The organism is Candidatus Manganitrophaceae bacterium (genome assembly GCA_016200325.1).
GTDB lineage: Bacteria > Nitrospirota > Nitrospiria > SBBL01 > Manganitrophaceae > Manganitrophus.
Genome location: JACQEZ010000008.1, coordinates 36,947 through 56,868 on the forward strand (window position 1 = coordinate 36,947; position 19,922 = coordinate 56,868).

General features: G+C 50.6%; 21 protein-coding genes. 20 read left to right on the forward strand and 1 reads right to left on the reverse strand.

The annotated features are described in order from the left end of the window. Window positions 1–266: 266 nt before the first annotated feature. From HY282_05995 to recN, 20 genes are all read left to right on the forward strand, one after another. A complete protein-coding gene (locus tag HY282_05995; GenBank protein MBI3803297.1) occupies window positions 267–3,110 on the forward strand; it encodes a tetratricopeptide repeat protein in 2,844 nt (947 codons plus the stop codon). Between the two features lie 6 nt (window positions 3,111–3,116). Further along, window positions 3,117–3,938, forward strand: a complete 822-nt coding sequence (locus HY282_06000; GenBank protein ID MBI3803298.1) for an AAA family ATPase — start codon at window positions 3,117–3,119, stop codon at window positions 3,936–3,938. 137 nt (window positions 3,939–4,075) lie between these two features. Next, window positions 4,076–5,182, forward strand: coding sequence for a DegT/DnrJ/EryC1/StrS family aminotransferase (locus tag HY282_06005; GenBank protein ID MBI3803299.1), 1,107 nt, complete (start codon window positions 4,076–4,078; stop codon window positions 5,180–5,182). Between the two features lie 64 nt (window positions 5,183–5,246). Continuing rightward, window positions 5,247–6,575 carry a signal recognition particle protein gene (ffh, locus tag HY282_06010; GenBank protein ID MBI3803300.1) on the forward strand — a complete coding sequence of 443 codons (1,329 nt, stop codon included), beginning with the start codon at window positions 5,247–5,249 and terminating at the stop codon, window positions 6,573–6,575. 71 nt (window positions 6,576–6,646) lie between these two features. After that, window positions 6,647–6,916 (forward strand): 30S ribosomal protein S16, encoded by a 270-nt coding sequence (gene rpsP / locus HY282_06015; protein ID MBI3803301.1) that lies wholly within the window; start codon window positions 6,647–6,649, stop codon window positions 6,914–6,916. A gap of 90 nt (window positions 6,917–7,006) precedes the next feature. After that, window positions 7,007–7,237 (forward strand): KH domain-containing protein, encoded by a 231-nt coding sequence (locus HY282_06020; protein MBI3803302.1) that lies wholly within the window; start codon window positions 7,007–7,009, stop codon window positions 7,235–7,237. Between the two features lie 15 nt (window positions 7,238–7,252). Beyond that, entirely contained in the window at window positions 7,253–7,759 is a 507-nt protein-coding gene (gene rimM, locus HY282_06025) for a 16S rRNA processing protein RimM (GenBank protein ID MBI3803303.1), read from the forward strand. Then, a complete protein-coding gene (gene trmD / locus HY282_06030; protein MBI3803304.1) occupies window positions 7,759–8,508 on the forward strand; it encodes a tRNA (guanosine(37)-N1)-methyltransferase TrmD in 750 nt (249 codons plus the stop codon). Before rimM ends, trmD begins: the two co-directional genes overlap by 1 nt. A 23-nt stretch (window positions 8,509–8,531) precedes the next feature. Then, a complete protein-coding gene (gene rplS / locus HY282_06035) occupies window positions 8,532–8,951 on the forward strand; it encodes a 50S ribosomal protein L19 (GenBank protein ID MBI3803305.1) in 420 nt (139 codons plus the stop codon). A gap of 172 nt (window positions 8,952–9,123) precedes the next feature. After that, window positions 9,124–9,753 carry a ribonuclease HII gene (locus tag HY282_06040; GenBank protein MBI3803306.1) on the forward strand — a complete coding sequence of 210 codons (630 nt, stop codon included), beginning with the start codon at window positions 9,124–9,126 and terminating at the stop codon, window positions 9,751–9,753. Beyond that, complete coding sequence (locus HY282_06045; protein ID MBI3803307.1) at window positions 9,750–10,115, forward strand: YraN family protein; 366 nt, start codon at window positions 9,750–9,752, stop codon at window positions 10,113–10,115. The genes HY282_06040 and HY282_06045 overlap by 4 nt, the downstream gene beginning before the upstream one ends. Next, window positions 10,109–10,522, forward strand: coding sequence for a hypothetical protein (locus HY282_06050; protein MBI3803308.1), 414 nt, complete (start codon window positions 10,109–10,111; stop codon window positions 10,520–10,522). The genes HY282_06045 and HY282_06050 overlap by 7 nt, the downstream gene beginning before the upstream one ends. A 152-nt stretch (window positions 10,523–10,674) precedes the next feature. Continuing rightward, window positions 10,675–11,343 (forward strand): cell division ATP-binding protein FtsE, encoded by a 669-nt coding sequence (gene ftsE, locus HY282_06055; protein MBI3803309.1) that lies wholly within the window; start codon window positions 10,675–10,677, stop codon window positions 11,341–11,343. Next, the gene (locus tag HY282_06060) at window positions 11,340–12,260 is read left to right on the forward strand and encodes an ABC transporter permease (GenBank protein MBI3803310.1); all 921 of its coding nucleotides are present in this window, start codon (window positions 11,340–11,342) and stop codon (window positions 12,258–12,260) included. Before ftsE ends, HY282_06060 begins: the two co-directional genes overlap by 4 nt. A gap of 49 nt (window positions 12,261–12,309) precedes the next feature. Continuing rightward, window positions 12,310–13,440 carry a peptidoglycan DD-metalloendopeptidase family protein gene (locus HY282_06065; protein ID MBI3803311.1) on the forward strand — a complete coding sequence of 377 codons (1,131 nt, stop codon included), beginning with the start codon at window positions 12,310–12,312 and terminating at the stop codon, window positions 13,438–13,440. Window positions 13,441–13,515: 75 nt separating this feature from the next. Further along, a complete protein-coding gene (locus HY282_06070; GenBank protein MBI3803312.1) occupies window positions 13,516–14,838 on the forward strand; it encodes a S41 family peptidase in 1,323 nt (440 codons plus the stop codon). Window positions 14,839–15,049: 211 nt separating this feature from the next. Next, window positions 15,050–15,334 (forward strand): co-chaperone GroES, encoded by a 285-nt coding sequence (locus HY282_06075; GenBank protein ID MBI3803313.1) that lies wholly within the window; start codon window positions 15,050–15,052, stop codon window positions 15,332–15,334. Window positions 15,335–15,376: 42 nt separating this feature from the next. Further along, on the forward strand, window positions 15,377–17,005 hold the full coding sequence (gene groL, locus HY282_06080; protein MBI3803314.1) for a chaperonin GroEL: 1,629 nt from the start codon (window positions 15,377–15,379) through the stop codon (window positions 17,003–17,005). A 143-nt stretch (window positions 17,006–17,148) separates the two neighbouring features. After that, window positions 17,149–17,481 (forward strand): thioredoxin, encoded by a 333-nt coding sequence (gene trxA / locus HY282_06085; protein ID MBI3803315.1) that lies wholly within the window; start codon window positions 17,149–17,151, stop codon window positions 17,479–17,481. A gap of 14 nt (window positions 17,482–17,495) precedes the next feature. Continuing rightward, window positions 17,496–19,187, forward strand: a complete 1,692-nt coding sequence (gene recN, locus HY282_06090; GenBank protein ID MBI3803316.1) for a DNA repair protein RecN — start codon at window positions 17,496–17,498, stop codon at window positions 19,185–19,187. Window positions 19,188–19,293: 106 nt separating this feature from the next. Here the strand turns inward: recN and HY282_06095 are convergent, their stop codons facing one another. Continuing rightward, window positions 19,294–19,797, reverse strand: a complete 504-nt coding sequence (locus tag HY282_06095) for a response regulator (protein ID MBI3803317.1) — start codon at window positions 19,795–19,797, stop codon at window positions 19,294–19,296. Between the last annotated feature and the right edge of the window lie 125 nt (window positions 19,798–19,922).

The following is a 19,922-nucleotide window of genomic DNA, read 5'->3' on the forward strand; positions in this document are numbered from 1 at the left end:
AAACCTCAAACACCCGCCGAGGCACCGAAGCCGGTGACGCCTCCCGCTGAGACGCCTGCGCCTGGCTCGACACCTCCTCCCGCACCAGGCGGGGCACCCGGTCAGACGCCTCCGGCAGCACCGGCGAAATAGGATTAGCACAGACCAAAAATAAATAAAAAGCCTGCTGGTTTATGACAATAAGCCACAGGCTTTTTTATTTGGTTTTCTTGACACTTTGGGGGTTCTATGATATCTCCTTAATACGAATCTAGAGAGGGAAATCCTTGTCTTCCGATAAGAGTTCTATTATCGAACGCGCCCAAAAATTGACTGCAAAAGGGCAGATCGACAAGGCTATTGAGGAATGGCAAAAACTCATCGCAGAAACCCCTAATGACGGCAATATCTATAACACAATCGGCGATCTTCACCTAAAGGCCTCTCATACCAAAGAGGCGATCGATGCCTATCTAAAAGCGGCCGACGCCTTCAGAGGCGCCGGGTTTGATTTAAAGAGCATCGCCGTCTTCAAAAAGATCCTAAAAATAGACCCCTCCAGAATAGATGTTTATGAAAAGTTGGCCGATGTCCATGCCGAAAGGGGACTGGTCGCTAACGCCGTTGAAGATTATACGCGCGTCGCGAAACATCATGCCAAACAGGGAGACCTGCACGCTTCTGTCGCCGTCTATCGGAAATTAGCCAACCTCGATCCGAAGAATTTTGCCGTCCGCCAAAAGCTTGCGGAGGTCTGTCAAAAATGGGGGCTCGCAAAAGAGGCCATTGAAGAATATGGAAAGGTGTTGGCCATCTTTAAAGACCAGCAGATGACCACCGAAGCGCAACAAGTCATCGATGAAGTCCTCAAGCTTGACACTTCCTTGGCCCCCGAGGTAGCTGCAGCCGCAGCGCTGGCTCGACAAGAAGAAGTCCCACCTGCCAAAGAAGAACCCTCCGCTCAGGAAGCGGCGATTGCAGAAACGCCCACTTCAGCCGAGAAAGTCCAAGGGCCGGAGACCGAGCCCTCTGAGCCGGCGCCGGTCCCTTTGGCATTGAGGATGGAGCAATCTTTAGAAGCTGGAGATTGGCCGACGGCTGAGTTGCTTTTAGCCGAGCTTCGAGAAGATCCGCGGGAGGCATTTGCCTTCTTATCAAGATGGGTTCTGTCCTTCATCGGCCGGGGCGCACTCCCTGAGGCACGCTCTATTCTTCAAGAGGCGGTGGGCTTGGCCGAGATGCATTCGATGGTTTCGGAGAGTTGGCCCCTGATTCAGCGCTACCTTGAAGAAGATCCCGAGCAGGTATCTATTCATAAGCTCCTGGCCGAGAGCTTCGAAAAGTCGGGTAAGGAGACGGAAGCGATTGCATCCTATTCAACGATTCTCTCTTTATTATATAAACAAGGTTCGTTGACCGAGGCGCAAACATATTATCAAGAGGTCAAATCACACCTACCCGGCATTTCAGAAGTGAGTCAATGGCGGGAGATCTTCGAGCCGCCGGTGGAAAAAAGCATCCCGTCTGTTCAGGAGTCAGCGGAAGCCGCTCCAGTACCGATCGCGGAAGAGCCGCTTCTACCCGAAACGGAGGCGATCTCCGAGGGCTCCGACGACAACACAGGGACGGGAGAGGCAATCTTTTCAGATTCCATTCCGTCTCAGAGAGAAGCCAGCCAAGCGCCTCAACCGGAACCGGTTGCAGCGCTCTCCGACAGTGCCTTCCAAAGCCACCTCACGGAAGCCGAAGTTTATATTAAATATGGTCTCAGCAGCAAAGCGATCGAACAATTAAAACTTCTCTCCGGGATGGCCCCTTCAAGGGAAGAACCGCACCTGCAGTTGAAAGAGCTGTACCTAAAAGAAGGAATGCGCCAGGAAGCGGCGGAAGCGTGTCTCTTCCTCGCCGACCTTTACGAGAAAAACGGAGAGGAAGAGAAAAGGAGTAGCATCCTCGCCGAACTTAAACTGATCGATCCGAATCGACACGATCAACAGGATGCGCTTCAAGAGATCAAGGAAGATGCCGAACCGATGGAGGAAGCCGTTGCATTACAGGAGATACCGGCGGATATACTCTCAGCCCCTCTAGATGAACTGCTGGAAGCCGGCACAGAGTTGTCCGATGCTTCCGATATTCAAGGAATACCTGCAGCTTCGGAAGGGGAGGCGGTCGAGGAAGAGGCGGCGTCTCCGGTGGATGCCCTCCGAACCGAATTACTCGAAGCTGAAGCATGCTTGAAAAACGGCGATCCAAACGGCGCCAAAGCTATTTTGTGGCAGATATTGAAGGCCGACCCCGGCTGCGCTGAAGCACGTTTGATGCTCCTGAATATTCAACAACGCGTCAAGGATCCTGATCCGGAACCCGCAGCGCCGATAGAAACGCTGGGCCAAGAAGCGGGAGGGGAGGTTTCCTTCGAAGGCCTCGAACAAGGAATCGAGGAAAGCCTACAGGATCTATTATCTGAAGAGCCCGACAGCAACAGCGCTGAGGAAGCGATAGAACCTGCCGCTTCCGAAGAAGACAAAGGCGAATATATCGATCTGAAATCGATCTTCGGAGAGGAACTTAAAGAGGAACTCGATTTGGATGAGATGCTGGATATCAGCCTCACCGGTTTACATGACGTGGTGAAAGATCTACACCATGAGGTTCAAAAAGACCATGACGAGCAGGAGATTGAGACCCACTATAATCTCGGGATCGCTTACAAGGAGATGGGATTAATCCCCGAGGCGATCAAGGAGTTTGAGCTGGCGTTTCAGGGGGATCATCGGTTTCAAGATGCATCGAGCATGTTGGCCAGTTGTTACAAAGAAAACGGAATGATCGAACCCGCCATCGAGATCCTTCAGAACGCGCTGCAAGATTCAAGGTGTAAAAAAGACAACCTGCTGGCCCTCAAGTATGAATTGGCAGGACTCTTTGACCTACAAGGACTTTATGCGCAATCGAAAGTGCTCTACGAGGAACTCTACCTTCTTGACCCTGATTTTCGAGATGTCTCCACCAAAAGACGGTTCCAGCCGGAACCTCCGGCAGACCCAGTTGCACCATCCGTTCAGGAACCGGTCAATCCCAATCGCGGGAAAACCACCAAGAAAAAGAATCGGATCTCCTATTTATAATCGCCTATGAGCTATTTGGAATTCTACAACTTGAAGGAGCAGCCTTTTTCGATCTCGGTCGATAATCGCTTTTATTTTAATAGCAATCAGCACGCGCATGCGCTGGTAAAACTAAAATATGCGGCGGAAGAGCGAAAAGGGCTCGCCGTTTTGGTCGGAGGAATTGGAACGGGCAAAACCACGCTGGCGCGCCGGCTGCTCGATGAACTCGACGAATCCCAATTCGAATCGGCTCTTTTGGTTGTGATTCATACTTCAATCACCTCCGAATGGCTCCTGAGAAGAATTGCCGTTCAGCTGGGAGTGCAAAACCCTTTGGATGACAAGACCGAACTGCTCAGTCAGCTTTATAATCGACTGGTTGAAATTTACGATACCGGGAAAAAAGCGGTGGTGCTCATTGATGAAGCGCAGATGCTGCAGCGCCGGGAGGTGATGGAAGAATTTAGAGGAATTCTCAACATCGAACTGGATGGTCAGAAGTTAATTACCTTCATTTTTTTCGGGTTGACCGATCTCGATACCTATCTGGCGTTGGACAAGCCGCTTCAGCAGCGAATCGGCGTTCGCTATGAGCTCCAGTCGTTTACAGAAAAAGCAACAGAAGAATACATTCGCTACCGGTTGGACGTGGCCGGCGCGAAAAGAGACCTCTTTACAAAAGGCTCCTTCACCACCATTCACCAATACTCGGAGGGGATTCCTCGTTTGATCAACAGCATTTGCGATAATGCCCTTCTCGAGGGATTTCTCCGAAAAAAAGAAAAGATCGATGAAGAAATGATCAAGGAAGTCATTGCCGACCTAAAGCTCGTCGGCACAAACTAAGGCCCGTCCCGCAGCGGACGAACCTTATCGGTCCTCCTCTTTAAAATCAGCTTACGGCACCGCTCAGAATTCACCTCTGCGTGCCGGAAGCCTTTTCCAGGTTTATCGACAGACCCTAAGATGAAAGGTAAACGAAGATGCGTGTTCCTTTGCTGGATTTAGTTGCGCAACATCAGACCATTCGATCCGAAATTCAGACAGCCGTCACCGAGGTCTTTGAGAGTCAGCAATTCATCCTCGGACCCGCTGTCTCAAAGCTGGAGAAAGAGATCGCCGCCTATTGCAGCGTTCGGCGTGCCATCGGTGTCGCTTCGGGATCCGATGCATTGCTGTTGGCATTGATGGCAATCGAGATCAGCCCGGGAGATGAAGTCATCACCACTCCTTATACTTTTTTTGCCACGGCCGGTTCAATCGCAAGGCTGCAAGCCCAGCCTGTTTTTGTCGATATCGATCGGAAAACCTATAATATTGATCCAGGAAAAATTGAGGAGAAAATCACCGCACGGACCAAGGCCATCCTTCCCGTTCACCTCTATGGCCAATGTGCCGATATGGATCCGATCTTAGAAATTGCCCAACGCCATCATCTGCCGGTAATCGAAGACGCGGCTCAATCAATCGGAGCCACCTACAAAGGGAGGCAGGCCGGTTCGATCGGAAACCTCGGTTGTCTCTCTTTCTTTCCATCAAAAAACCTGGGCGGGGCGGGCGATGGGGGAATGGTGCTGACACAAGACGAGCAGTTGGCGGAAAAACTCAAAATTTTAAGGGTGCATGGCAGCCAACCGAAATATTACCATCAGGTCATCGGCTGCAACAGCCGGCTCGACTCTCTTCAGGCGGCGGTCCTCTCGGTCAAACTTCCTCATTTGGAAGAATGGAGCCGGAAGCGGCGCGAGAATGCCGAATTCTACAACCAGGAACTCGGTAAGCTCAACGGTATCGGCCTCCCCTATGTTGAATCTCAGAATAAGTCGATCTATAATCAATATATTGTCCGGCTCCCTCAGCGCGATAAATTAATCGGTTATCTGAAGGAGAAGGAGATCGGGACAGAAGTCTATTACCCGGTTCCGCTTCATCTCCAGGAATGCTTTAAGTATTTGGGTTATTCGAAGGGGAGCTTTCCAGAGTCGGAGCGGGCCGCGGCTGAAACGATTGCGCTTCCGATCTATCCGGAGTTGACGATCGATCAAAAAAGCTACGTGGTCGATCAGATCAAGCGGTTCTTATTACCTTGACTTGTCGGGCGATCCTCTTTTATAATAACTAAAATTTTTTTGTCCAGAGGGATACAGATATATCATGTTGGAAAATCTAACAAAAAGGCTCGATTCCGTCTTCAAAAATATCCGCGGAAAAGGGCTCTTAACGGAAGAGAATATCGATGAGGCATTGAAAGAGGTCCGCCTGGCCCTTCTGGAGGCCGATGTTCACTTCAAGATCGTCAAGTCGTTTATCGAGTCGATCCGGACGAAGGCTGTCGGCAAAGAGGTCTTGGAGAGCCTGACCCCCGGCCAGCAGATCGTTAAAATTGTTTGGGAAGAGCTGTCAAAACTAATGGGGGAAAAGGGGGTCGGAATTCCCCTCTCCTCGGCCCCTCCGACCCTGATCATGTTGGTCGGTCTACAAGGGTCCGGCAAAACGACCACCGCCGGTAAGCTGGCCCGCCTCTATAAAAATCAAGGCAAGCGGGTGCTGCTGGTCGCGGCTGATCTCCAGCGGCCGGCCGCCATCGATCAGCTTCAAATCCTCGGAAAAACAATCGAGGTTCCGGTTGCCGTACCCCAGACCGAGAAGCGCCCTGTGGAGGTCATCTCCAGAGCGGTGAAGCAGGGGGATACCCAAGGATTCGATCTCGTCATCATCGATACGGCCGGTCGCCTCCAGATTGATGAGCCTTTGATGGAAGAGCTGGCCCAGATTAAGGCGACGGTCACTCCGAACGAAATTCTCTTTATTGCCGACTCGATGACCGGTCAAGCGGCCGTGAATGTGGCCGATACCTTCCATAAGAAGCTCGGTTTGACCGGAATCATCCTCACCAAAACCGAAGGAGATGCCAGGGGAGGGGCGATTCTGTCTATCCGCGCCGCGACCGGTGCGCCGATTAAGTTCATTGGAACCGGAGAGAAACTCGACGCCTTCGAACCCTTTTATCCCGATCGGATGGCCTCTCGTATTCTGGGCATGGGAGATGTCCTCTCCTTGATCGAGCTCGCGGAGCAGAATTATTCACAGGAACAAGCAGAGACCCTTCAGAAAAAACTGCGCTCGGAGCAGTTCACGCTCGAAGATTTCCGAGAACAGATGAAACAGCTGAAGAAGCTGGGGAGTCTGGAAAGAATACTGGAGATGATCCCGGGCGTAAAAGGGTTGAAGGAGTTGCCCAACGAAGAGGAAATAGACAAAGAGATGCGTCATGTTGAAGCGATCATTTGCTCAATGACCCCTCGTGAGCGGCAGGATCCAAATGTAATCAATGGGAGCAGACGGAAACGCATTGCGACAGGAAGCGGAACATCCGTTCAGGAGGTCAACAAACTTCTGAAGAAGTTCCAAGAGGCAAAAAAAATGCTCAAGCTTTTTTCCGGGAAAAGAAAGGGCTTGGGAAAGATGTTGATGCGCTTCTAATCCGCTGTGGAAGGGCAGGGTTGGTTATTTTAATCATAAGGCAAATAGCCTATTAACAAAAGGGGTGATGTGTGGCAGTTAAGATTAGGTTAACACGGATGGGACGACATAAGCGACCTTTTTACCGCATTATTGTAACCGATTCTCAGTCACCAAGAGATGGACGGTTTGTTGAAATCCTCGGAACATACGACCCCCTTTCCGATCAAGGCGGGGTCAATCTCAAAGAGGAAAGAGCGATCGGATGGTTAAAAAAAGGTGCGGAGGTTTCAGAAACCGTACGCAGCTTATTTACCAAAGCACAGCTATTCAAAAAAGTAAAAGAGTCGAACACAAAATAGTCTCACGGGCAGCGCCACCTTGTTTGCTGAAGCAGTTGTTCCCGGTGCAGATTCCCGTCTCACCTGAGAACGCTTATGGAGGTAGTGTCGATGAAAGAGTTGATCGAATACATCGCAAAGTCGCTGGTTGATCGACCGGAGAATGTGACCGTTAGGGAGACCGAGGGGGAAAAGACCACGATCATCGAATTACGGGTAGCTCAAGAAGATTTGGGAAAGGTCATCGGCAAACAAGGACGGACTGCCAGAGCCATGCGAACGATCCTCAACGCCGCCGGGACCAAAATAGGGAAGCGGTGTGTTTTGGAGATCTTGGAATAAGCAGTATTGAGGGATATGTCTATTACCATTGGAACGATACTTAAGCCGGTCGGACTCCGGGGGGAATTGAAGATCGCCCTATTGACCGATTTCCCCGAAAGATTTGAGAAGTGCCGAGACGTGACCATCAAAACAAAAGAGGGGGAATCACAACCGGTTGAGATAGAGTCTGTCCGCTATCTTTCTCCTTTCGTCTATCTTCGTCTAAAGGGACATGCCTCCCTCGAAGATGTGGAACCGCTGGTCGGCGGTTCCATCCTGATTCCGGATCAGGAGCGGATGCCGCTTCCGGAAGGAAGCTATTACCACTTTGAAATCGAGGGACTTGACGTCTTTTTGGAGGACGGAACCCCTTTGGGAACGGTAGAGCGCATTCTGCAGACCGGGAGCAACGATGTTTATCAGGTTAGACATGGCGAGAAAGAATACCTCATTCCGGCGTTGCTCTCCATCGTTCGTGAGATCGATCTTCCCAAAAAACGGATGGTCATCCGTCCGCCAGAAGGATTGCTTGAACTTTGATGAAGTGTGATATAATAACACTTTTTCCCGGAATGGTAGAACCCGCTTTAAATCAGAGCATTTTAAAGCGGGCACAGGAGCGAGGACACTTGGATGTCCGCGTTCACCAATTGCGGGATTTTGCCGTCGATAAACATCAGACCACCGATGACGTTCCTTACGGCGGCGGCCCCGGAATGGTCATGAAACCGGAGCCGATTTTTTCAGCCGTTGAAAAGGTCCGGCAAGAACGGGGGGAGATCCGGATCATTATGCCTTCACCCCAGGGGGCTTTGTTCGATCAAGGAATGGCCGAGCGTTTCTCGAAGGAAGAAAGAAGCCTCGTCTTTATTTGTGGGCATTACGAAGGGATCGATGCGCGTGTCAAAGAAGGACTGCCGGTCGAGGAGATCTCCATTGGAGACTATATTCTCACCGGGGGGGAATTGGCCGCGCAGGTCATCATTGATGCCTCGGCACGACTGATTCCGGGGGTGTTGGGTGAGCCTGCTTCCCTCGAGGAAGAGTCTTTTTCATCCTCTCTTCTGGAGTATCCGCAGTATACGCGTCCAGCGGACTATCGAGGCCTGAGGGTTCCCGAAATTCTTATCTCTGGCAATCATAAAGCCATCCGTACGTGGAGGAAGCAGCAAGCGCTCCTCAGTACCCTTCGGAACCGGCCCGATTTGTTAGCAGATGCCTCTTTAACCGAGGATGAAAGAGAATGGGTATCCCAGCAGCAGTGCGACGCGATCAAATTTCACTCTTGAACTGAAGAAGGAGAATAAATTCAATGGATCGGTTAGAGCGGTTGGAGAGAGGACTTCTGAAACCGGCGGTTGCTCAGATTAAAATCGGAGATACGGTCAGGGTTCATGTGAGAATCATCGAGGGAGAAAAAGAGCGCATCCAGGTTTACGAAGGGGTCGTCATCCGTAAGAAGGGGACACGCAACCGTGAAACCTTTACGGTCCGGAAGGTTTCGTATGGGGTCGGTGTCGAGCGGGTCTTTCCGCTTCACTCTCCTTACATCCCGCAGATCGATGTGGTTCGAGAGGGAAAGGTTCATCGTGCCAAGCTCTACTATCTCAGGGAGCGAACCGGTCAAGCGGCACGCATCAGCGAAAGAGAGCGGAGCAGCCCCTCGGTAAAGGCATCGGAGAAAACGGCAGCCCCGGCCGAGGAGCCGCAGACGGTGAAAGTCGAATCGTAGTCCGAACGAAAGCGGCTCTCGATACCCTTGGCGGGCCTCCCCGTCCTTGGAGAGCTTCGACGTCGGGATAAAGACCAATGGACGAGATGAGAGCGCTTCTGCTCTCGCCTGTTTTCGATGACATCTGCCATTCTCCTTAAGGTTCATCTATCATGGGGTGCTTTGACGGGTGATGCCTCTCGATACCGAAGAAGCGCGTCGTTTATTTAAAATGACCCTCTTTGAGAGGATCCTTTCCTTAGACGGATATCGACAGGTCTGCGGGATCGATGAGGCAGGGAGAGGTCCATTGGCCGGCCCTGTCGTCGCTGCAGCGGTGATTCTCCCCGCCGCGATTTCCCTTCCCGGGATTCGAGATTCAAAACTGCTTACGGCAAAGCAACGGGAAGCATTTTATGAGCGAATTCTGCAGGAAGCGATCGCCGTCGGGGTTGGCGTCGTTGACAATATTACGATAGACGAAATCAACATCTTGCAGGCGACTTACCTGGCGATGCAGAAAAGCCTGCAATCCCTTCGCATTCAACCCGACTACCTGTTGATTGACGCGCTAACCCTTCCGAATACCGCCATCCCGCAGCGAGGCCTGATCCGAGGAGACAATCTCTCCGTCTCCATTGCAGCGGCTTCCATCGTCGCAAAGGTCACCCGGGACCGCTTGATGGACCAATATCATCAAGAATTCCCGAGTTATAATTTTATCTCGCATAAGGGATATGGGACGGGAGAGCATTTAAAGAATATTCGGATGTTCGGCCCCTGTCACATCCATCGGAAAAGCTTCCGAGGGGTTCTCTCATGACCGGAAGGGAAGGGGAGAAGATCGCCGCCGAGTTCCTTTTAAAAAAAGGATATCGTATTCTGGAGCGTAACTTCCGGACCCGTTTCGGAGAAATCGACATCATCGCACAAGACGGAAAAATGCTCGTCTTCGTGGAGGTGAAGGCAAGGTCCAGCGATCAATTCGGCGCTCCCCAACTGGCCGTCAATACAAAAAAGCAGGTGAAGATGAGCCGTGTCGCACTCGCCTACATGAGCCAAAAAAAAATGGATGCCTGTGAGTGCCGGTTTGACGTCGTCGGGATTAGGGCTCAAATGGGAGCGCCGCGGATTGAACATTTCAGAGATGCTTTTGAAGCGTTGGAAACAGGAACAGGATGTTAAGCGGTATTAACACCGATATTCAGTTTAAGGGTGAGGTGTATCACATCCAAACGGAAGATGGAGGCGCAACGAATCCGGTCATTACGACTCTCTTATTTAAAGGGGGGGCGATCTGCAGCTCCAAAAAAACCAGCTATGCCGACATCCTTGAGTCACCGTCGTTTCAAGAGGTGGTCAGAGAGTTGATGAAGGAACAGCATAAAGGGATGGTCCGTGATCTGGCGGCGGGAAAATTCGAATCGGCTCCCCCGCGCCCCAAGGAGGCACCGTCCGCCGAGAAAACCGAGACCGGCCCAACCCCAAAATCAAAGAACGCTTCGCCCTCACCCCAGTCGCCGAATCAGAAGAAAACATTGGACGATTTAATTTTAGATTATCTTTCCGAGAAGGAAGAAAACACCGACTAGACCGCCTCCTGAATGATCTCTTTACCGATGCGGACGGGACCTCGCCATACGGATGCTTATTTCGAAAAGAGGTCACCGATTCCATCTTCCGAACGCCGGCGCCCTCCTTTGTTTAGATAATCGGTTATGATTAGAACAGTTTAGGATAAAAAATGATCCAGATGTTTCATGTCTATAAATATTACGGCAAGGATCATGTGGCCCTAGATGATATTAATTTAAAAATCGAAAAAGGGGAATTCGTCTTTCTCGTCGGGTCAAGCGGCGCAGGAAAATCGACATTGCTCAAGCTGATCTTTTGTGAGGAGAGCGCGGAGCAAGGACAGATCCTCATCAGCGGTAAAAACATCTCTCGTTTAACGGCATCTCAGATTCCGTTCCTTCGGCGCAATGTCGGTTTCGTTTTCCAAGATTTTAAACTCATCCGGAGAAAAACGGTTTTTGATAACATTGCGCTCCCCTTAGAAATTGTCGGCGCCTCCGGCTCCGAGGTGCGACGGCGGGTCCAGGAGGTCTTAAAGTTGGTCCAACTGGAGCACCGCCGGAATCAGTTTCCGCAATACCTCTCGGGCGGGGAGCAACAACGGGTCGCCATCGCCCGCGCCATCGTGAACCATCCCCCGCTCTTGCTGGCGGATGAACCGACCGGCAATCTGGACGACGCGCTGTCGGTAGAGATCATGGATCTATTGAAGAATATCCATATTCATGGGACGACGGTCGTCGTCGCCACCCACCGTCAGCATCCGATGGTGAAAATGGCAAAGCGAACCATCCTTCTTCAAAAGGGAAAGATCGTTTCCGATGGGATGTTAGGATGAGACAGCTTGTCTATTTTGTGAGATCGGCGATCGAAAATATTCAGACCAACCGGCTGATCGCCTTCTTTTCTCTGATATCATTAAGTTTGACCTTAATGTTGTTTGGAGTTTTTCTCCTTTTCTATTATAATGTTGAAATTCTCCTCCGGTCGATGCAGGAAGATGTTCAATTCAGCATTTATCTCTCGGAAGGAGCCGATGACGACGCGATTCGGGTGATTAAGGATAAGTTATCGTCGGACGATCGTATCTCCTCCGTGAAATATATTTCGAAAGGAGAAGCGCTCGATATCTTCAAGAAGGAGTTTCATGACGAATCGCTCTTAAAGAGTTTGGGAGGAAATCCGCTGCCGGCCTCTTTCGAGGTAAAGGTAAAAGCGGCTTATCAAGAGCCTCGCCAACTTTCGGTCATGGTCGATCGCTTTAAAAAGCTTTCGGGGGTGGAGGAGGTCGAATTTGGATCGGAATGGCTTCAGAATCTCGATGCATTTCTCAAGCTCCTCCGGAAAATCGGGATCGGAATCGGCGGCCTCCTCGCCGTCGCAATCGTGACGATTATTGCCAATACGGTTCGGCTTCACTTCTATAATAGGAAGGACGAAATTGAGATATTGTGGCTGATCGGCGCCACACATCGCTTTATAAAAATTCCTTTTTTTATAGAAGGAGCGCTGATCGGACTCCTCAGCGGGGGGATGTCGGTTCTCATGCTCTTCGGCATCTTTCGGGCGGCTCAAACGCATCTCCAATCCATCGGTGGAATGATCGGCGGTTTCCTGAACCTCCTTTTTCTCCCCCTGCCGTTTCTGCTCGGCATTACGCTCGGGGGAGGGGTTCTGGGCGGCATTGCCGGATTTGTCTCTCTCTCGGCCTTAATGAGGCCTCAAATTCCAGCCGATGGTCAAAAACGGGGTTAAAAATTTTGGCATCTGGATTCTCTTCTTCTCTACACTGACTCTCTCAGAGATGAAAGTGGAGGCGGCGGTTGAAAAGGGGCCGTCGATCAATGATAAGCTCAGCCGAGAGAAAAAGGAGCTCGAAAAATTAAAAGGGGAGATCGAGGAAAAGCGGGATAAAAACATTACGATCAAAAAGAGAGAGGGCTCTGTTCTCTCGCAGCTGGAGGAGATGGATCGGCGGCTTCGCATTCTTCAAAAAGAGGCCGACCTCATTGAGCTGAAGATGAAGGAGAAGGACAGCGAGATGGGCGATCTCTCGGGGGTCATCAGAAACTTAAACCAAGACATCCAAGGGAAGAAGGTCGCCATATCGAAGCGGCTCCGAACGATCTATCAGGAAAGACAGGCCGGGTCTCTTAAGATTTTATCGGCCGCGCGCGACTATCCCGATTTCATGAGACGGCTTCACTATTTGAGGACGATTGCACAGAAAGAGGGAGAGATGCTCTCTCAATTCAAAGAAAGACATGCCGAGCTGGAAGAGAAAGGCCGTCAGTTGGGCGCCGTCAAAGAACACCTGGTAAAGGACAAAGAGGCCTTGGCGGAAAAATTGGTCGAGATCCGCTCCGAGAAGAGAAAGAAAGATCAATTTTTAGCACGCGTTCGAAATGAGAGAACTTTTTATGAACGATCTCTGGCGGAACTCGACGAGTCGTCGCTCCAGCTCCAGACGATCATCAAGAAACTGGAGGAGGAAAAAAAGCGGCTTCAACAACCGGCTGGAGATAAATTTTCGAAAGAAAAGGGCCGATTGACCTGGCCGAATGACGGGCAGATCGTTTCACTTTTTGGGCGGCAAAAACATCCGAAGTTTGATACTTTTATTTTTAAAAAAGGAATTGAGATCGAACCCTCAAAGGGAGATCAGGTTCGATCGGTTTATGACGGCGTGATCATCTTTGCAAATTGGTTCCGTGGATATGGGATGGTGATTATCGTCGATCACGGAGAAAACTATTATTCCATTTATGCCCACCTTGCGAAGCTGTTGGTCTCCGTCGGCGACCGGGTGGGAAAGAACGTGCCGATTGGGCAGGTCGGCGAGACCGGCCTTTCCCAAGGGAGCAATCTTTATTTTGAAATTCGGCATCAGGGGGAGCCGCTGGATCCGTTGGCCTGGCTCCAAAGGAAGCGATGACCGGGAAACCGGTGATATCAGCAAGGAGGAATATTCATGACTTTTACCAAACGGGCACGAATCACCTTTCTGGTGATGATCATATTCGGTGTATTCGGTATGAGCATCTTTGCAGGAAGGGATCTCGAAGGCAAGGTGACCGCCGAGACGGACAGCTATGAAGATTTAAAGCTTTTTTCAGAAGTGCTTTCGAGCCTTCAGAAAAACTACGTCGAGCCGGTGAAGAGCAAGGAACTCGTCTATGGCGCAGTGAAGGGGATGCTGAATACCTTGGATGCCCACTCCGCCTTCATGCCCCCCGAAGTTTATAAAGAGATGCAGGTCGATACGAAGGGAGAATTCGGGGGACTCGGCCTTCAGATCGGGATGAAGGAGAATAAGCTGGTCGTCATCGCCCCGATCGAGGGAACGCCCGCCGACGTCGCCGGGATCAAACCGGGGGATGTGATTCTTAAAGTAGATGATCAGACGCTGACCAAAGAGACCAGCCTCATGGAGGCGGTCAACAAGATGCGGGGTGAGCGGGGGTCGAAAGTTCATCTGACGATTCAGCGGGACCAGGTCGCCAATCCGATGACCTTTGAACTCGTCCGGGACATCATCCGGATTCAAAGCGTCAAATCAAAAGTCCTTGAGCCCGGCATCGGCTATGTTCGGCTCACCCAATTTCAAGAGCAGACCGCGCACGATCTCACCAAGGCGGTCTCAAAATTGCGGGAAAGCAATATTCACTCGCTCATTCTCGATCTGAGGAACAACCCCGGAGGGCTCCTGACCTCTGCGGTCGAAGTGAGCGAACAATTTCTAGAGAGCGGAAAGTTGATCGTCTTCATTAAAGGACGGGACGGAAAGCGCGATGAGTATATCGCCAGCAATTCGGCGGCATTAAAAGACATCCCGCTGATCGTCCTCGTGAATGAAGGAAGCGCTTCCGCCTCGGAGATTGTTTCCGGCGCCCTCCAAGACTGGGGAAGGGCGGTCGTGGTCGGAACGCAAACCTTCGGAAAAGGTTCCGTTCAGACGATTCTTCCGCTCTCGGACGGCTCGGCCCTCCGTTTGACGACGGCGAAATATTATACGCCGAAAGGCCGTTCGATTCAGAATACCGGGATCGATCCCGACATCACGGTGAAACCGAACCTTCCAAAAGAGGTTAAAAACGGTCCGGTTCTCCGCGAAAGGGATTTGGAACGCCATTTGAAAAATGAGCTCAAACCGGACTCCGACAAGATCGAGGCGCCGGCGCCGCGTCCGATGGAAGATGCGACCGGGATCAGCGAGCCGTCCCCGGAGAAAGAAGAAGACATTCAGCTCCAAAAAGCGATCGATCTGCTGAAGAGCTGGAGAATATTTAAAGACTTGGCCCCTCAACTCACCGCGCAAAAGAACAGCCGATAATTTCGGGCGGATCGTCTTTCGAGTCTCGGAAGACGATCCGCTCTCCCTCAATTTTTTTTATCCAAAGTCAATTTGGTACTTGATTTTAACAACCCTGTTGTTATATATCTTATTAGCACTCAGGACGAGAGAGTGCTAATCAAGCAACTCTCCATCTCTATATTCGAAACTTATTCATTCCAATTCACTTTTTTGTTAAGGAGGGAGGCCAATGGCACAGGCGACTAAAACAGCCGTTAAATTTAAACCGCTCAAAGAGAGGGTATTTGTCAGCTACTCAGGCGAACTTGAGAAGACCTCCGGAGGGCTCTACATTCCCGACGCTGCAAAAGAAAAACCCCAGCGAGGCAAAATTGAGGCGGTGGGCAGCGAGGTGAAGGGGGTGAAGGTCGGGGATACCATCCTTTTCGATAAGTATTCCGGCAGCAAGATCACCTTGGAGAACCAAGAGTTTTTAATTCTGAAAGAAGAGGACATTTTAGGTATTCTCGAATAACCTAACCGGTAATGTAACCTGCTCAACGAAGGAGGAAAATCGATGGCAAAGCAGATGATTTTCAGCGATGACGCCCGGGCGGCCATCCTGAGAGGTGTCAATCAACTTAGCAATGCGGTGAAGGCGACACTCGGCCCCAAGGGACGGAATGCCGTGATTGAGAAAAAATTCGGCGCTCCGACCATTACGAAAGACGGCGTCACCGTGGCAAAAGAAATCGAGTTAAAAGATCCTTATGAAAATATGGGTGCCCAGCTGGTGAAAGAGGTCGCGAGCAAAACATCCGACGTGGCCGGCGACGGAACCACGACTGCAACGGTTTTGGCTCAGGCCATCTTCCGGGAAGGGGTGAAGAACCTCTCTGCCGGCGCGAATGCAATGGAGTTGAAGCGGGGAATCGACAAAGGGGTTGAAGTTGTAATCGAAGAGCTCAAGAAGATCTCCCGGCCCTGCCAAACTAAAAAAGAAATTGCCCAAATCGGTATCATCTCCGCAAACAATGACAAAACGATCGGCGATTTAATCGCCGAGGCGATGGAGAAGGTCGGGAAAGACGGCGTCATCACCGTTGAAGAAGCGAAAAGCATGACGACCTCTCTTGATGTGGTCGAAGGAATGCAGTTCGACCGCGGTTATATCTCTCCGTATTTCGTGACCGATTCCGAGAGAATGGAAGTGGCTTTAGAAGATGCTTTCATTCTGATCAATGAAAAGAAAGTTTCCACCATGAAGGATCTTCTACCGGTTCTCGAGCAGGTCGCCAAGATGGGACGTCCCCTCTTGATCATTGCGGAGGATATCGAGGGAGAGGCGTTGGCGACCCTCGTCGTCAACAAGCTGCGCGGCACCCTTCAAGTCGCTGCAGTGAAAGCCCCCGGTTTTGGGGATCGGAGAAAGGCGATGCTTGAAGATATCGCCATCCTCACCGGCGGTCAGGTCATTTCAGAAGATCTCGGACTGAAGCTTGAGAATGTCAAGATCTCCGATCTCGGACGCGCCAAACGGATCACCATCGACAAGGACAACACCACCATCGTCGAAGGTGCCGGAGACGCCCATAAAATCCAGGGCCGGGTAAAGCAGATCAAAGCCCAGGTCGAGGAAACAACTTCCGATTATGATCGTGAGAAACTTCAGGAACGGCTCGCGAAGATTGTCGGAGGGGTTGCGGTGATCAATGTCGGTGCCGTGACGGAGACAGAGATGAAGGAGAAAAAAGCGCGGGTTGAGGATGCGCTTCATGCCACGAAAGCGGCTGTTGAGGAAGGGATCGTCCCCGGTGGGGGAGTCGCCCTGCTCCGATGTATCTCGGCACTCGAGAAGGTGAAGGTAGATGGAGATCAAAAGGTCGGCATCGATATCGTTCGCCGAGCCTTGGAAGAGCCGATCCGGCAAATTGCTGAAAATGCCGGTGTCGAAGGCTCTATCGTGGTAGAACGGGTCAAGCGTGAGAGTGGCGCAAACGGATTCGATGCTGGCTCGGAAACCTACGTCGACATGGTTCAGGCCGGGATCATCGACCCTACCAAGGTCACCCGTACTGCGCTTCTGAACGCAGCCAGCGTTGCCGGATTAATGCTGACGACCGAGGTGATGGTGGCCGATATCCCTGAGGAAAAACCGAAGGGGGCACCGGCCATGCCGGGCGGCGGAATGGGCGACATGTACTAAACGAAATCGCCATAAAGGCAACTCTTTTCCAGATGAAAACCCTCCATGGTTGGCTCAATCATGGGGGGTTTTCATTTTTTTCATGTTTGACTTGATGGGGTAACTCGGCTAGAATAAATTCAACTTTTCAGAAAGGGGATGAGATGAGTCAAGCAGTCAAAATATCCGGTCAAAAGTGGGAAGACGAAGTCCTTAAAGCGCCCGGCTCCGTCATGGTTGACTTCTGGGCCGCCTGGTGTGGTCCGTGCCAAATGATCGCTCCGACGATCGATGAGCTCGCAGTAGAGTATGCCGGAAAATTAAAGGTCTGCAAACTGAACACGGATGAGAACCCTGAAATCGCCGGACGCTATCAAATTATGGGGATTCCGACCCTCCTTTTTTTTAAGGACGGGAAGCTCGTCGATAAGATTGTAGGCGCCGCCTCTAAGAAACAATTCAAACAGAAGATTGATAGCCTCCTTTCATCCTCCTAAGTTACTCCAGGTCCATGCTGAGAGAGCTTCACATCATAAATTATGCAATTATTGATGAAGTCTCTCTTGAATTCTCGGAAGGTCTGAACATCATCACCGGCGAAACAGGCGCCGGAAAATCGATTCTCATCGACGCCCTCTCAGTTATTTTGGGAGGGCGTTCGTCGCCCGACCTGGTTCGAGAGGGAAAGAGCGAGGCCACTTTGGAGGCGCGCTTCGACCCGCTTGAATCTGCTCCAAGCGATCTCCCTTCCGAAGAGTGGCTGATCCTCAAACGCGTTCTCTCCAAATCGGGAAAGAACAAGACCTATCTGAACAATTCGTTTGTCAATGTCTCCACCCTGAAAGAGATCGGCCGAAAGCTCACCGAAATTCATGGACAACATGAGCATCACAATCTATTGAGCCTTGAATGGCAGCTTCATCTCCTCGATGCGTTTGGCCGCCTTACCCCGCTAAGAGAGGATTACACGCGGTGCTACCGCAGCTGGTCTCAGTTGCAGGAAGAACAACGCTCCCTCCAAAAATTAGAATCCGAAGGAAGGCAGAAACAGTCCTTTCTGGAATATCAGCTCTCCGAAATCAGAGAAGCCGCGTTCCAACCGGGAGAAGAGGAGACGCTGGAACGGGAAGAGAAAACGTTACAGAACTGGGAAGCGATCCTCTCCACCGCAGAAAAGGCCTATGCGCTTCTCGCCGGGGAAGAAGCAATGCTCAATCAACTGGACGAGATCGGCAACGCAGTTAAAAAACTGCAGGAACTCACGGATGACGCCTCCGATGAAATCGGTCTCTGGGAAACCTCTAAAATTCAGTTGAAGGAGTTATCGGTATTGCTGCGCAACCGAACAGATCAGATGGAGTACGATCCTGCGCGCCTTGGCGAGATTCGGGAGCGGCTGTATTTAATGCAAAAGTTAAAGAAAAAATATGGCCGGTCTTTTGAAGAGCTTTTAAAGTTTCAGAAGGAATTAGAGGAGGAGCTCTCCAAAATTTCAGGCTGCGAAGCGGAGCTGATCGCCATTCAAAAACACTTGGATAAGACCGAGAAGACACTTTCGGAAAAAGCAAAAAATCTTTCCCGAGAAAGAAACAAAATAAAAGCCAAACTGGAAGCAAAAGTAAAAGAAGAGCTTTTTCAACTGGGGATGGAACGGACCCAATTCGAAGCCCAGCTCACCGAAAAAGCACTTTCCGAGGATGGGTCGGATAAAATCGAGTATCTAATTGCGCTACCCGGAGAGATTCCTCACTCCCTCGCAAGCGTCGCTTCGGGAGGAGAACTCTCAAGAATCATGCTTGCCTTAAAAGTGGTCCTCACTGAAGTGGACCCTGTCGGGGTATTAATTTTCGACGAAGTAGATGCAGGAATCGGAGGCGCCGTGGCCGAGAAGGTGGGAAAGAGATTGTCTAAGCTTGCCTCGAGTCATCAGGTTTTATGTATTACTCACCTTCCTCAAATCGCACGGTTTGCCGATCATCATTACTTTGTTGAAAAACGGGATTCGGGAGGGAGGGTCATTACGTCAATCAAGGAGTTATCTACCGGGGAGCGGGTTCACGAGCTGGCTCGAATGCTGGGCGGGGCCACCATCACCCCGATTACACTGCGCCATGCGGAGGAAATGATCGGCATCCACTCGCCGAAGGGTGAAACTATACTATCGCAGCAAACAAGGCAATCGAAAGGAGGGCATAGTAAATAAGGAAACGGGGAGGGGTGACCATGTAGCTCTCAATCCAGAGATAAGATAAGGAGAGGAGTAAAAAACCGGCGATAAGAAATGTGAGACTGCTCATTTTAAATGGGTACTATTTGGAAACGGAATCGATTGTTTTGGTCCGCTCTCTGTGTTCTTTAAAGTAGGTTTTGATATCTTCCAACCGGGTATTTAGACCAAACGTCTCGCCCACCTCGGAAAGAAAATCTTGCAACTCCTCCATTTTCTTTTTCTTGCCGAGAGCGCGGTTAATAATATTGATAATTTCGGAAATATTAAACGGCTTAATCAGATAATCACAGGCGCCATGTCTTATCCCATCGATGGCGCTTTTAAGACTTCCATACCCGGTGATGATTAAGACTTCAATATCCGGATTTTTCTGCTTGATCTGCTTTAATACTTCGCCGCCATGGGGACCCGGCATCTTCAAATCGAGTGTCACAAGATCGATCTGCTTCTGTTGAATCATTTCGAGCGCTTTAATACCATCTTCGGCCGTTTCCACGTTGTAAAAAGGTTTTAGTATCATTTTAAGCGATTCACGTGGGCCGATCTCATCATCGACAATTAAAATCGTTCTCTTCGACACCATGGCGCCCCCTTATGTTGACGGTGATGCATATAAATGCAATTTAGATACCAATCAAGGATTCCAAAAAAATAATGTAAGCCATTGTTATATAAATATAATTCTACGGTGTTGCCTTTCTCCGTCCA